At 30.2% G+C, this 14,775-nt stretch carries 14 protein-coding genes and 3 tRNA genes; all 17 read right to left on the bottom strand.

Going from position 1 to position 14,775, the window contains the following annotated elements:
* Window positions 1-77 precede the first annotated feature (77 nt).
* The 17 genes from M4I33_RS09175 to M4I33_RS09095 all read right to left on the bottom strand — a co-directional run bounded on the left by M4I33_RS09175 (window position 78) and on the right by M4I33_RS09095 (window position 14,775).
* Window positions 78-154: transfer RNA gene (locus tag M4I33_RS09175), tRNA-Met, on the bottom strand.
* A 5-nt stretch (window positions 155-159) separates the two neighbouring features.
* Window positions 160-235, bottom strand: a tRNA-Met gene (locus M4I33_RS09170).
* Between the two features lie 22 nt (window positions 236-257).
* A tRNA-Leu gene (locus tag M4I33_RS09165) sits at window positions 258-346 on the bottom strand.
* A 208-nt stretch (window positions 347-554) separates the two neighbouring features.
* Window positions 555-965, bottom strand: a complete 411-nt coding sequence (locus tag M4I33_RS09160) for a S1 domain-containing RNA-binding protein (RefSeq protein ID WP_257916506.1) — start codon at window positions 963-965, stop codon at window positions 555-557.
* A gap of 58 nt (window positions 966-1,023) precedes the next feature.
* Window positions 1,024-1,314: a septum formation initiator family protein gene (locus M4I33_RS09155; protein ID WP_194191898.1), complete on the bottom strand. Its 291-nt coding sequence runs from the start codon at window positions 1,312-1,314 to the stop codon at window positions 1,024-1,026.
* An 80-nt stretch (window positions 1,315-1,394) separates the two neighbouring features.
* Complete coding sequence (yabQ, locus tag M4I33_RS09150; protein ID WP_257916505.1) at window positions 1,395-1,784, bottom strand: spore cortex biosynthesis protein YabQ; 390 nt, start codon at window positions 1,782-1,784, stop codon at window positions 1,395-1,397.
* Window positions 1,784-2,086 (bottom strand): sporulation protein YabP, encoded by a 303-nt coding sequence (yabP, locus tag M4I33_RS09145; RefSeq protein WP_257916504.1) that lies wholly within the window; start codon window positions 2,084-2,086, stop codon window positions 1,784-1,786. The genes yabQ and yabP overlap by 1 nt, the downstream gene beginning before the upstream one ends.
* Window positions 2,087-2,183: 97 nt before the next feature.
* On the bottom strand, window positions 2,184-2,429 hold the full coding sequence (locus tag M4I33_RS09140) for an RNA-binding S4 domain-containing protein (RefSeq protein ID WP_257916503.1): 246 nt from the start codon (window positions 2,427-2,429) through the stop codon (window positions 2,184-2,186).
* A 147-nt stretch (window positions 2,430-2,576) separates the two neighbouring features.
* The gene (locus M4I33_RS09135; RefSeq protein ID WP_194191902.1) at window positions 2,577-2,852 is read right to left on the bottom strand and encodes an HU family DNA-binding protein; all 276 of its coding nucleotides are present in this window, start codon (window positions 2,850-2,852) and stop codon (window positions 2,577-2,579) included.
* Between the two features lie 252 nt (window positions 2,853-3,104).
* Window positions 3,105-4,550 (bottom strand): nucleoside triphosphate pyrophosphohydrolase, encoded by a 1,446-nt coding sequence (gene mazG / locus M4I33_RS09130; RefSeq protein WP_257916501.1) that lies wholly within the window; start codon window positions 4,548-4,550, stop codon window positions 3,105-3,107.
* 20 nt (window positions 4,551-4,570) lie between these two features.
* Window positions 4,571-6,109, bottom strand: a complete 1,539-nt coding sequence (locus M4I33_RS09125; protein WP_257916500.1) for a polysaccharide biosynthesis protein — start codon at window positions 6,107-6,109, stop codon at window positions 4,571-4,573.
* 79 nt (window positions 6,110-6,188) lie between these two features.
* Complete coding sequence (gene spoVT, locus M4I33_RS09120) at window positions 6,189-6,737, bottom strand: stage V sporulation protein T (protein ID WP_257916499.1); 549 nt, start codon at window positions 6,735-6,737, stop codon at window positions 6,189-6,191.
* Between the two features lie 199 nt (window positions 6,738-6,936).
* Entirely contained in the window at window positions 6,937-7,944 is a 1,008-nt protein-coding gene (locus M4I33_RS09115; protein ID WP_257916498.1) for a peptidylprolyl isomerase, read from the bottom strand.
* A gap of 88 nt (window positions 7,945-8,032) precedes the next feature.
* Window positions 8,033-11,545 carry a transcription-repair coupling factor gene (gene mfd, locus M4I33_RS09110; RefSeq protein WP_257916497.1) on the bottom strand — a complete coding sequence of 1,171 codons (3,513 nt, stop codon included), beginning with the start codon at window positions 11,543-11,545 and terminating at the stop codon, window positions 8,033-8,035.
* 16 nt (window positions 11,546-11,561) lie between these two features.
* Complete coding sequence (gene pth, locus M4I33_RS09105) at window positions 11,562-12,137, bottom strand: aminoacyl-tRNA hydrolase (protein WP_257916496.1); 576 nt, start codon at window positions 12,135-12,137, stop codon at window positions 11,562-11,564.
* 126 nt (window positions 12,138-12,263) lie between these two features.
* On the bottom strand, window positions 12,264-13,340 hold the full coding sequence (locus M4I33_RS09100; RefSeq protein WP_257916495.1) for a S1C family serine protease: 1,077 nt from the start codon (window positions 13,338-13,340) through the stop codon (window positions 12,264-12,266).
* Between the two features lie 16 nt (window positions 13,341-13,356).
* Window positions 13,357-14,775, bottom strand: coding sequence for a HAMP domain-containing sensor histidine kinase (locus M4I33_RS09095; protein WP_257916494.1), 1,419 nt, complete (start codon window positions 14,773-14,775; stop codon window positions 13,357-13,359).

The raw sequence follows: 14,775 nt of genomic DNA, 5'->3' as shown, positions 1-14,775 counted from the left end.
ATCGAACCGGTACGGTGTTTAACCACCGCAGGATTTTAAGTCCTGTGCGTCTGCCAGTTCCGCCACTTCGGCAGGCATGGTAGCGGAAATAGGACTTGAACCTACGACACTTCGGGTATGAACCGAATGCTCTAGCCAGCTGAGCTATTCCGCCAGATTTGGTTGCGGGGGCAGGACTTGAACCTACGACCTTCGGGTTATGAGCCCGACGAGCTACCAACTGCTCCACCCCGCGATATTATGTTTTAAAGAAAACTTGGTGCCGAAGACCGGAATCGAACCGGTACGGTGTTTAACCACCGCAGGATTTTAAGTCCTGTGCGTCTGCCAGTTCCGCCACTTCGGCAGGCACTGCCTTCTCTTGTTTCGCCGTCATTCCCTGACGACAAGATTTATTATATATTATGATATGTATACTGTCAACAAGTTTTTCAAAGTTTTTTTCATTCTTAGTACAAATTTCTTTTTAAAGTAACAAAAAGCCACTGATTCCAACGCCTCAGTAGCCTTTTGTTAAATAGATTTATATATTAAATTTGTACTTATATACTAAATTAATAATTTTTTTTACTATTTTTACCTCTGAATTCTTGATGTTTTTTTACATCTTGCATTCTTTCATCACTGTCTTTTAAGAACTTTGACATTTGATCTTCAAAGTTTCCAGCCTTCTTCTTTTTATCTTTTTCAGTTCCCCAGTCAAATTCAACTGGTTTTAAAGATTTTTTAGGTTTTACACTTGCTTGTTTTATTGATAAGCTGATTTTTCCGTTATCATCTATTGAAATAACTTTTACTTTCACCTTATCTTGCTCTTTTAGATGTTGTCTTATGTCTTTAACAAAAGAATCTGCTACCTCTGATATATGAACTAAACCAGTTTCGCCTCCAACTTCTACGAACGCTCCAAAATTTGTGATATTTACCACTGTACCTTCTAATATGTTTCCTGCCGCTAAGGTCATGTTTAAAAGACTCCTCCTTAAATTAAATAAAAATATCTATGTTATTACAAATAACAAACTACTTATTAGAATTTGAGTCACCTTTTTTATCACTAACTATAATTTCGCCTGGTTTAAGCATTCCAAGTCTTTCTCTAGCTAGTTTTTCTATATAATCATCAGAATTAGCATTTTTAACTTGTTCTTCAAGTCTTACATTCTCATCTTTAAGTTTTTCTAATTCCGTTTGCTTTTGACTTATCTCATCCTCAATTCTTCTAATTGCCATTTCTTGCCTAACAAATGAAATAACTATATAGCCTACGAGTACTAAGATTATTATATTTTTCCACTTTAAACCTTTTTTCATCCATAGTACCTCATTTTTTCAAATTCTATAAATCTATTTTAAACATTAATATTACTTAATTCAAGTAATTTTTTATTAAATTATACTTTGTTTTTGAATTTTCCAAAAACTAATCTAACAGGATAGAAAATATGTTTAAAACTAACCCTTAATGTTATTTTAAACCATGCAATTAAGAACAATTCCAATTTTAAAATAAAAGGACTAAACACTTTTAGATATAAACCTAAAGAAATAGTTATAAAAAGATATACATATGGCATAAAGAACCCATAATTTGTGTAAAGTAAGAAAACAAATATTACTATAGAACATAAAACCCAAAACAATATATCTTGAATTATAAGAACTATTTTAGGGCCAAATTTACCTCTTATTATCCTATATAGGTCAAATAATCCTCCAACTATAAGTCCAGCTAAAAGACTATATAAGACTATATGAAGCTGAAGGTCTATCTCTAACGGCATTATTCACCTTTTTTTAGAAATTTCTTTAAGAAACTTCTTTTTTCTTTTTTCTTAACTTTACCATTATAAACAAAACTATTTATATATCCTCTTATTATTACGTCGCTATTTTCAATATCTAGTTTATCCATCTTAAGCCCTTGCCCTTTAATTACAAGTCTTCCAAGTATAGTGCTTAAAATAATTTTTTCATCATAAAAGCTAACTACTTCTAAGACACCTGTAAGCGTCATTATCTTTCTTTCTTCTAATGTCAGTCCACTCTTTTTTATTTTGTTAGATATTTCTTTTTTATTATCCATATATTTCTCCCTTACATAGAATACTTCTATTAAAAAATATATGAATCTATACTTATTACTATTCTAAATAAGTAATATTATTTATTTTAGAATAAATTTATTCAGAAATTATTTTATACATCTCTTTTGCATCTTCTTTTTTTACATGTTCTGCTATATTTATTACTTCTGCTTTTAAAACTCTGTTTGCAAATTGTATTTCTATTATGTCGCCTTCTTTAACTCCTGTTGAAGATTTTGCGATTTTACCATTTATAGAAACTCTAGAACCTTCACACGCTTCTTTTGCAACTGTTCTTCTTTTTATAAGTCTAGAAACTTTTAAATATTTATCTAATCTCATACATCTTACCTCTTTAAAAAATATTTTTAACTATTATATTTTAATTTATGTTAAAAAAAATGGCTTACGCCACCATTTTAATTTCTCTACTATTAATTTATTATTATAAAAAGAACCCGAGTCACCTCGGGTTCATTCATAACAATACTACTTGTTAACTTTTTCTTTGAACTCTTTTCCAGCTTTGAATACTGGTACTGTTGAAGCTGGTATTTCGATAACTTCTTTAGTTCTTGGGTTTCTTCCTTGTCTTGCAGCTCTTTCTCTAGTTTCGAAAGTTCCAAATCCTACTAATTGAACTTTTTCACCGTTTTCTAAAGCTTCTTCAACGCTCTCTATTAATGCTTTTAATGCTAATTCAGCGTCTTTTTTAGTTAAATTAGATTTTTCTGCTATGCTAGTAATTAATTCTGCTTTATTCATAATTACATCCTCCTTAAATAACCAGTTATATATTTATAGTACCTAACTGTTCTTAAATATGTACTACACTTACATTATTCTATTATATTATTACTTTTCTACATAGTCTATACCGTTTAATTAAAATGTTGAAAAGTTTTGTAAACTTTACTTTTTTATTTAGTAAACTTTAATAGAATAATCCTTGCATAGTTTTTTTCAAGTTATATTATTCTCCAAAAAATCTTAAAATCCTTTTATCGTAAGAATTTTTTATTGTTTTTTAGCTTCTTCCCATAATTCGTCCATTTCTTTTAAAGTCATTTCTGTTAATTTTAGGTTTTTCTTTAGTGCAGTTTCTTCTATGTGTTTAAATCTTTTAATGAATTTGTCAGTAGTTTTATTAAGTGCTTTTTCTTCGTCTACTTTTAAAAATCTAGCTACGTTTACGCAAGCAAATAGTAAATCTCCAACTTCTTCTGTTATTCTATCCTTATTTTCAGATTTATATACCTCTAAAACTTCTCTAAGTTCTTCTATTACTTTATTTGATGCATCTTCTACATTTTCAAAGTCAAATCCAACTGAATTTGCTTTCTTTTGAACTTTATCTGCCCTAAGTAATGAAGGAAGTGCTCTGCAAACCGCTTCTAATTCTTCTGTTAAGGTTTCAAAACCTTTTTCTTCTCTTTTTAATTCTTCCCAGTTTTCTTCTACTTCTTTTGAAGAATTAACATCTTCATCTTTAAAGATGTGAGGGTGTCTAAATACCATTTTATCGCAAATTCCTGAAATTATATCTGATAGTTCAAAGTATCCTTCTTCCCTTCCTATAGCTGCGTGGAATATAACGTGCAGTAAAACGTCCCCAAGTTCTTCTATTAAGGCATCATCATCAACCTTATCTATAGCTTCTGCTACTTCATACGCCTCTTCTATTATTGCGCTTCTAAGGCTCTCGTGAGTTTGCTCTCTATCCCAAGGGCAACCGTAGTCCCCTCTTAGTATATCAACTATAGTTATTAGATCGTATATGTCTTTTTTGTTGTTTATATCTTTTGGGATGTAAACTGATGTTAAATAATCTATATCTTCTTGCATATCTAGCTCGTATAAAGGTATTTCTCTTATGCTCTCAACGCCTTCTACTCCAGCTGCTCTTACAAATATTATTTTAGTTTCATCGTTATAACGCTCTAATAATTTAAGTTTTACCTCTGATGCTATAAATTGATTATAAACTTGAGTTATTATAGTTCCTATTCTCTTATCTAATATTTGATTATTTATATCAAAGGCGTCTATTATTTTTAATCCTTCCATAGGATCAATTTTAAGTCTATCCATCATAGCATCTATAAAGCTTACAGCTGGAACAATTTCGTATTCTATATTATTTTTTTCACATAGCTTTATTAAATTTGTTACTGAAATCTCAGCAACTAAAGGGTGTCCTGGAACTGCATAGATTAAATCTCCTAGTTCCTCGTGCTTTTTTATTAAATCTTCAGCGATGCTTTTATATACATCATCAAAATTTTCTAAAGTGTTGTAATATTTATCAAAAGTCTCAAACTCTATTCCCTCTTCTTTTATGAAATCAACAGTTGGGTGAATCTCTGTTCTAAAAAATATATTTTTACTATTTTTTAATAATCTTAAAGCTCCTACTGTTAATGCTTCCGGAGCCCCAGGCCCAAGTCCTATAATCTTAATCATTAGGTATTCTCCTTTTTATATCATTTTCTTTTTGGTACTCTTCTTTTTAAATCATCCATATCAAAGACTCTAGCACACAAAATCCATATTATATATATTATAATACCTAAAAATACTGATATTAAGCAAGAGATAGCTACGCTAGTAGTTTTTTCAAATATAAAATTATATGAATAAATAACGCTAACTCCCATAATAAGAGACCCTATTATAGGTTTTATTATATTATTGTAAACTTCAAGTTTTACTTTCATATAAATTTTCATTTGGATAACATTTATTATAGTTACAAACAAATAGGCTATAAACGATGCTATAACTGATCCAAACACATTTATCTCAGGATTTTTAACTAATATGATAGTTAAAACTAGTTTTATACCACACCCTATAAATAGATTTATTACAGGAAGCATATATTTTCCTATACCTTGCAAAATAGCTGTAGTAGTTTGAGTTAATATAATAAATGGAATTGTTAATGAAAGGTATCTTAATATTTCAAATCCCTCATGCCTACCTGGAAATAAAAATCTCATTATAGGTTCTGCCATTATAAATATCCCAAACATACAAGGTATAGAGATAACTGTAGAAATTTTTAGCGATAAATCAACTTTTCTATTTAACTCATCGTATTTTCTTAGAATAAATTTCTCTGAAATTACAGGTATTAAAGATATACTAAGTGCCATAGATAAAGTCATAGGAAGATTTATTATTACAGATGCCTTCCCTGTTAATTGTGCATATAACACTGTTGCTTCCTCACTATTAAAGCCTGCATTTAGTAACTGGTGTGGTATTACAGCGGAATCTATAATCCCCATAATGCTTCCAGCACAAGCCCCTAGGGTTACAGGAAATGCTATTTTAAATATTTTACTTAAAATCTCAGGCTTTGATTCAACCTTTTTAATTTTATGTTTCTTTCTTTCTGAGTGATATTTAATCATTAAATATCCTCCGCCTAAAAAACCTCCAAGACTTGCACCAAGTGCAGCCCCTCCTGCTGAATACCCAATACCTTTATCTAAAAGGATGTATGCAAGCCCTACTCCAAAAAAGACTCTACCAACTTGTTCTAGAAGCTGAGAAATAGCAGTTGGCACCATATTTTGCATTCCTTGAAAGAATCCTCTATAAACTGTCATAACTGAAATTGCAATAGGCCCAACAGCAAGTCCAACCATTGCGTAATAAGCTTCTTCATTCCAGTTAAATGCGTGAATTATAGGCCTTGCAAAAATAAACATTAACGCACTATATCCAACACCTAAAAGCATCATAGCAATCTTAGTTTCTTTAACTATTACAAAGTTTTCTCTAAACCGACCCATAGCGTTGTTTTCTGAAACTAGTTTTGAAACAGCAACAGGAACTCCAGCACCTATCGCTATAAATAACATATATAAAGGAAAGGGCATTTGATACAGTCCTAGACCCTCGTCCCCAATAAGCATTATTATAGGCCATCTAAAAAACAAACCTAATACTTTAGTAATTATTCCTGCTACACCTAGTATTATGCTGCCCTTTACTAAAGATTGTTTTTTCATAAAATACCTCCAAACTTTTATTATTACTAATAATTTTTATTTCAAGTTTGGAGGTATTATTACTGTTTTTTTATTTAACTTATTGTTCCATCTGTTTTCCTAAGAAGTTTGCAGCTGTTTCTGCAAGTTTCATCTCAAGGTCTCCAAGTTTTTCTCCTGATTCTTTAGTTACTATAACAACTACTCCAATTGCATCACCTTCTGCAATTATAGGTGCAACAACTTGTGATGACATACTGCTGTTATCTTCATCACTATGTAATGGAATTGAATCGTTATTTTCTCCTAAAAGAACTGTTTTTCTGTTATCCATTATTTCTTCTAGTTCGTTACTTATCTTTCTGTCTATATAATCTTTTTTAGGTGCTCCACTTACTGAGATAAAAGCATCTTTATCTGCAATTAAAATTATATGACCTATAACTTGTTGTAAGCTTTCAGCATACTCTTTTGAGAAATCAGTTAATTCACCGATTGGAGAGTATTTTTTTAAGATTACTCCACCTTCTCTATCAGTAAATATTTCTAAAGGGTCTCCTTCTCTAATTCTAAGAGTTCTTCTAATTTCTTTAGGAATAACAACTCTTCCTAAATCATCTATACGTCTTACGATTCCTGTAGCTTTCATTTATTTCAACCTCCTAATAAAACCAAATAATGTTTTTTGTCATTAATATTATTTGATTCATAAGGAATTTTATACACATATAACTATTATTTATATTTATTTATCTCTAAATTTTTCTTATTTTATTATTTAGTATACTCTTTTAGAAAGTTTTATAAAAAAATAAAGCATATGTAAACTTACATATGCTTTACTAAAATTATTTGCCTATTTTATCTTCATAAACTTTTACTTTTAATTCTTCTTTCCATTTTTTCATAAACTCATCATATTTAGCTTGTTGCGCTTGACTCATTAAAGTCTTTTTGATTTCGTCTTTTACATCTTTAAATGGAGTAACTGTCTTTTTAGTGTTTATGTTATCAACCATAATTATGTGATAACCGAATTGAGTTTTAACTGGTCCTGATATTTCTCCATCTTTTTTAAGCTTTTTAACAGCATTCATAAAGTCTTGATCGTAATCTTTTGAATCGTATGGGATGTATCCTAATGAACCACCTTGTTCTTTAGTTCCATCTGTTCCATATTGTTTAGCTAAATCAGCGAATTTAGCTCCACCATCTAATTTAGATTTTATTTCTTTTGCTGTTTTTTCATCTTTAACTAAGATGTGATATACGTTAGCACCAGGTTGCATTTCGTACTCTGATTTGTGCTCATCGTAGTACTTTTGAGCATCTGCATCAGTTATTTTAACATCTTTAACGATGTATTCCATAACTTTTCCAACTATTATTTGGTCTTTTACGAAAGCCTTAAAAGCATCCATATCTTTGTAACCAGCTTTTTTAATTTCCGACTCTAAATTTTCTTTTGAACCATAAAGTTGTTCAAAGAATTTCATTCTGTCATCCATTTCTTTTTTCATTGTTTCTTCGTTTGGAACTAAATTTAATTTAGTTGCCTCTTGAAGCATAACAGCGCTATCTACTAAAGCTGTTAGTTGGCTTTTCTCTTGTTTTATAACATTTTCCTTTATTTGATCATTTTTCATGTAGTCTTCACCGTATTGTTGCTTAAGTTGATCAAATGTAGGTTGCATAACTTTATCTAAGTCACCTCTAGTTATCGTTTTATCCCCTACAACAGCTAATTTTTCATTTTGTATAGCTTCTGGAGTTTTTTGGATCATATCACAACCAACAAAAGCGAATCCTGTTATTGCTAATAATCCTAGAGCTATTATCTTTTTGATTTTTCCCACGTGCTCTCCCTCACTTCTCTTTTTATTTTCACAAATTTTGACTATTTTAAGTATATCAATATCTCTTTAACAATTCAATTAATTAAGATTAAGTATTTATTACTTTTACAACCTCATCAAAGACTTCTTTAAAGAAGGCTAGAATCTCTTCTTTTTTAATACTTTCTATTTTAAATTGAATTTCTGGATTTTTCCCAAATTTAAGAAGGAAATTATTTTTATATTTTTCTAAAATAATTTTGTAAGCTTTTTTGTAATCTTTATCTCCCTCTTCAAATTTAAAGAATATTCCTTTAGGCGTTTCTTTTATTTCTTCTATATTTAGTGATTTTGCTTTACTCTTAATATAAGCTATATCCATTAAATTATACACAGTATCTGGAATATCTGAGTATCTATCTTCTAACTCATCTTTTATTTCCATATAGTCTGTGATGTTTTCTATAGCTGCAATCTTTTTATAAACTTCTATTTTTAAGTTTTCATCTAAGATGTAATCGCTTGGAATATAAGCATCAACCTTTAAATCTACAGTAGTTTCAACTGGCTCTTTAGTTATTTCACCTTTTATAAGTTTTATAGTATCTTCAAGCATTCTACAATAAAGGTCGTAACCTATAGTTGCCATGTGGCCATGCTGAGAAGAACCCATCATATTACCTGCACCTCTTATCTCTAAGTCACGCATAGCAATCTTAAACCCTGATCCAAGTTCTGTGAAATCTTTTAAAGCTTTAAGCCTTTTTTCTGCAACTTCTGTAAGGACTTTATCTTTAGTATAAAGTAAGTAGGCGTAAGCTATTCTGTTTGATCTTCCAACCCTACCTCTTAATTGATAAAGCTGAGATAATCCCATCTTATCTGAATCTGATATTATAATAGTATTAACGTTTGGCATATCTATACCTGTCTCTATTATAGTTGTGCAAACTAGGACATCGTATTCTCTATCCATAAAGTTTACCATCTCGTTTTCTAGCTGCCTCTCTGTCATTCTTCCGTGTGCAAAAGTTACCCTAGCTTCTGGAACTAATTCTTTAATGTAATTTGCAGCACTTTCTATAGATTCTACTCTATTATAAACAAAGAATACTTGGCCTCCTCTATTCATCTCTCTTAAAATAGCATCCCTTATAAGTTGGTCGTTTTGCTCTATAACATAAGTTTGTACAGGATATCTTTCTTCTGGCGGAGTTTCTATAACTGAAATATCACGGGCACCAGTAAGTGACATATGAAGAGTTCTTGGAATAGGTGTTGCACTTAAAGTTAAAACGTCTATATTCTTTTTAAGCTCTTTTATTTTTTCTTTTTGCTTAACTCCAAACCTTTGCTCTTCGTCTATTATAAGAAGCCCTAAATCTTTAAAGTTTATATCTTTTGTTACAAGCTTATGAGTACCTATTACAATATCAACATTTCCTTCTTTTGCTGCCTGAAGAGTAGCTTTTTGCTCTTTAGCTGTTCTAAATCTACTAATCATATCTATTTTAATTGGGAAATCTGAAAATCTCTTTACCATGTTTTTGAAGTGCTGCTCTGCTAAGATAGTTGTAGGGACTAAAAAAGCTACCTGTTTTCCATCCATAACAGCTTTAAAAGCAGCTCTTACAGCTACCTCTGTCTTACCGTATCCAACATCTCCACAAAGAAGCCTATCCATAACTTTTGTAGATTCCATATCTTCTTTTATTTCTTCTAAAGAAGTTAATTGGTCTGGAGTTTCTTCGTGTGGGAACTCGTCTTCAAACTGCCTTTGCCACTCTGTATCTTTCGAGAATTTATATCCCTTTATAGTTGACCTTGCAGCATAAAGCTTTACTAAATCTTCTGCTATCTCGTTTATAGATTTTTTTACTTTTATTTTAGCTTTTTGCCACTCTGTTCCGCCAAGCTTATTAACTTTTGGAGTCTTACCTTCACTACCTATATATTTTTGAACTAAATCTAGCTGTTCAACAGGAACATATAGTTTATCACCTTTTTGATAAACTATATCTAAATAGTCACGGGTATTACCCCCTACTTCTATTTGTTTTATTCCCTTGTATACACCAACACCATGGTTAACGTGTACTACATAATCTCCTATTTTAAGTTCTGCAAAGGAGTTTATTTTTGAGACACCTTTTTTATTACGGTTTCTCCTTTTAAGCTTTTTCTTAGCTTCTCCAAAAACTTCTTTATCTGATATTAAGCATACCTTACTATCTGGAAATTCAAATCCCTTAGAAAGATTACCAAAAGTTATTACAACCTCTCCAAATTGTATATCTTTAACGTCATCTTTGTATGCACTTTCAATTCCTCTATCTCTTAAGGTTTCTACAAATCTTTCACCTCTAGTTCTTGTCCCTGAAAGTAAAAGTGTTTTGTATCCACTTTCTTTTTTTCTTTTTATTTCATCTATTAATATATCAAGTTGACCTTGATAATTATGAAGAGTCATTTGAGTTATATTTACTATAGATAAAGGTTTTAGATGAGACCTTGTCTTTTTGAAAACATCTAAAGTTAGAAGTCTTGAGTCTTCAAAATTTTCGATAACTTTATCTAAATCTAATAGTAAATTACCTTGAGACGGTAATATATTTCCCTTTTGAAGGAACATAGAATAATTTTCTCTAAATTCTATATAAGTGCTATCTAATTTTCCTAAACATCTTTCTGTATCATCGATTATTATGTTATAACCTTTAAAATAATCAAAAAGAGTTTCTAATTTTTCGTAGAAAAAAGGTAAGTACGAATCTATAGTTTCAAAACTCCCTGTAGTTTTTAAGCTTTCTATGTTAGCTAAAATTATTTCTTCAAGCTTTGAATTTCTTTCTTTATCTTTACGTCCTTTTAAAGCTTCTGATAGCTCGCCCTTAATTTTTTCTATTCCGCTATCTATGTTTTCTTCTGTAAGTATAACTTCTTTTGCAGGAAATATATTTAATTCTTTAACTTTTTCTATACTTCTTTGAGACTCTACGTTAAATGTTCTTATAGAATCTATTTCATCACCAAAAAGCTCTACTCTATAAGGGTAAGTTGCATCTGCTGGGTAAATATCTAATATACCACCTCTTAACGAAAACTCTCCCTTGCCCTCTACCATTTCTACTCTTTCATAACCACTTTCAACTAAGACTTTGCTTATGTTATTAAAGTTAACTTCTTCGTTGATTTTTAATTTAAGCCTGCTGTTTTCGTAGTATTTTATAGGAGTATACATAGCTGCAAAAGCTTCTATAGAGGTAACTACTATTTTTTTGCCTTTATTTAAAATTTCTTTTATTACTTTTAATCTAGCCCACCTTAAGTCTCCAGAAATTGCATCTATATTATAAAAAACAACTTCTTTTACTGGGAAATAATAAACGTCGTTTGTATAAAAACTAAGATCTTCGTAAAGATTTTTAGCTTCCATATCATTATGTGTAACTACAACTAAAGGCTTATCTTCCTCTTCGTAGATAGCGTTAATTACGTAACTTCTACCTGAGTCTGATAAACCATAAATAGCTTGCGGATACTTATTGTTCCGTATATTCTCTTTTATTTCTCCAAATTCCCTACTATCTAGCAAGGGCTTATTTAACCCTTCCAATCTCATTTCTTATACACCATCCTTAAACAGTTTTATTTGCACTAAACCCATTAAAATCATTCATAGCTTTTTTTGCATCTTCTTTTATAACACACTCTGCAGCTTTTGAAGTAGCCTCTAAGCTCTCTTCTAAAACTTCTAATTCTTCTTTAGAAAAAGTTCCAAGCACGTGGTTTACTAAATCACCTTTAGGTTGTCCTACCCCTACTTTAATTCTTGGGAACTCATTAGTTCCCAGGTGATTTATTATACTTTTAATTCCGTTATGACCACCTGCACTACCTTTTTCTCTTATTCTAAGTTTTCCTATATCTAAGCTTATGTCATCGTAGATAACTAATATGTCTTCATTAGTTAATTTATAAAAATCTACTACTTCTCTAACAGATTCCCCGCTTAAATTCATAAATGTAGTTGGTTTTAAAAGGATTACTTTTTCACTTCCTATAAACCCTTCACCATACTCACCTTTAAATTTTACCCTATTTACATCTATATTATACTTTTTTGCTATATTATCTATAGCTTCAAATCCAATATTATGTCTTGTATTTTTATATTTGCTACCAGGATTACCTAGTCCTACTATTAAAAACATAAAACTTCTCCTCTTCTTAAATATAATTTATTATCTTATATTTTTATCCTAAATTTTTATAATATACTTATTTATATTATACTAATTTTTAACAATAATAAAGAGACTTTTAAAAAAGTCTCTTTACTACATTTGCATATTTATTTCTATTTCTTTTCCATCTCTAAGTATCTTGCATTTTACTTTGTCACCGGGTTTTATCTTATCAAGTGTATTTTTAAATTTATCTATAGTGTTAACATCTGTGCCATTTATACTAACTATTATGTCAGTAGGCTTTATACCAGCTTCATAACCTATACCATTTTCACTTAAATTAGTTACATAAAATCCGACTCCAGTTTGAAGTTCAGCACCTTTTAATCCAAGTTTGTTTGAAGTTTCTATTATAGAGTCTATACTTTCTTTAATAGCATCTACACCTATAGAGAAGTATAAGTTTTGATCATTTAGTTCTTTAGTAGCAACGCTACTATTTAAACCGATAAGTTCACCTTTACTATTACATAAAGGTCCTCCATAATTTTCACTATTCATAACTGCATTAGTTTGAATAACTGAATAGTATTCACCATCTATAGTAACCCTATGGCTTCTTGAAGTTACTATACCAGGCGTTATTAACCCTACGTAATTATCTCCTGTAGAATTACCTAGTGCAAAAACTAATTGACCTTCTTTTACATCATTTATATCTGCAAATTTAATCGGAATTAATTCTGCATGAGTTATTTTTACAAGAGCTAAGTCTGTTTCTTCGTTGTGTCCTAAAAGAGTTGCTTTTATAGGCTTAACTCCCTTGTTTGGAAGTTTTACGTATATATCTTTGAAATCTTTTATACTAGAATAGTTTGTTAAGATTATTCCAGTAGAATCGATTATAACACCACTTGTATTATCTCTATTTATCTCGCTCTTTTCTAACCCTTTTTCAGATTTACCGATTGAGACAATAGATGGACCAACGGCATTAATAACATCCTTGGCATCACTACTAGTTCCTTTGTAATTAAATAAATTTGATTTAACATTAGAACTATTACCTTGAGCTTCCATTTTTTTGAATATATATCTTGATGTAATTGCACCAGTTACTATTGATACACCTATTACAACTAATATAATTAAGATGATGTATTTGGTTAATGTTTGATTTTTATTAGTAATTTCTATCTTACCAATTCTATTTTCATTTTCTTTCATATCTTATCACCAATTTTTATATTTTACTTAATGTGAAAGTAAATTCTACACCATTATCTTTGTAGTTTTCAACCCAAATGTCCTCATTGTGTTCTGTTAAGATAAGTCTTACTATTGGAAGTCCAAGTCCAGTACTTATCTTATTAGTCCTTGATTCATCAACTTTATAGAATCTATCCCAAATCTTAACTCGTTGTTCTTGATTCAGTGTTGGACCATCGTTATATATGCTTACGAATACTTTATCGCCTTTAGATTTAGTGTTTATTCTGATTTCTCCATTTTCGTGTCCATACTTAAGCGCATTATCTAGAAGATTTGTAATTACCTGAGTAATTCTATCCATATCTCCCATTACGTATTGGTGCGCGTTTTCTAATGTAACGTTAACGTGAATCCCTTTATCCCTAATTGTACCTTCAAACTTAGCAAGACATTGTCTTATAAGAACACTTATATCAAGTTCTTGCATATTAAGTTTTATCTTACCTGTTTCCATAGCTGATAGATCTAATAAGTCGTTTATAAGTCTTGATAATCTTTCAGTTTCATCATAAACGATTTTTAAATAATAACCCTCTTTATCTTTAGGGATAACTCCATCTAATATACCTGAAATAAATCCCTTAATAGAAGTTATAGGCGAACGCAATTCGTGTGAAACATTTGATATAAAGGCTCTTCTGTTTGAGTCAATTTGCCTTAAAGATTCAGCCATTATATTAAATGATTCTGCAAGTTCTCCAATTTCGTCATTAGATATTATTTCTAGCCTTGAATCAACGTCACCACTTGCAAGCTTTCTAGCTGCTGTAGTTATCTTTGTTAGTGGCATAGTTAGCTTTCGTTTTCCGTATGAATAAACAATTATTGACCCTATTATAATAGCAATCACTGCAGTTATCCAAATAACTTCGTTTACTTTAAAGATTTCACTATTTATGCTATCCATAGATGTAGTCATAACTATAGTTCCGCTAAAGTATTTACCATTAAAAATAGGCTTCATAAATACATATCCTTTTCCTGAATCATCAGCTTTTTGACTGTAAGATATACTTTCACCTTTTTTAAGTAAATCCATTTGTTCTTTACTTATTCCAAGGTGTGAATATGTATATTTTTCATCTTTTTCATTTGATACTGCATAGACGTATCCCATATTATCTGTAATGAATATGTCCGCTTCAACAGAGCTCCCTACGAAATCAATAACGTTATTAAGAGTTGTTAAATTAGAACTTTTATCTAATGTCAAATAAGATATTGCCGCATTTTCTATTATTAAACTTTGTTTATCTAATTCACTTTTCTTTTGGTTAAAATAGTACTGCTTAAACCAAAAAGATAGAGTTCCTGCAACTAGTATAGTACTAGCTGCTAAAATCAAGGTAAAAGTTAGTATTAGTTTATAAACTAAACTATTCTTCTTCAT

The organism is Clostridium sp. LY3-2 (assembly GCF_024705715.1).
In the GTDB taxonomy this organism is placed as follows: Bacteria; Bacillota; Clostridia; order Clostridiales; family Clostridiaceae; genus Clostridium.
Note: the sequence above shows the minus strand (reverse complement) of the source record. Positions and strands in the feature narration are given on the sequence as shown.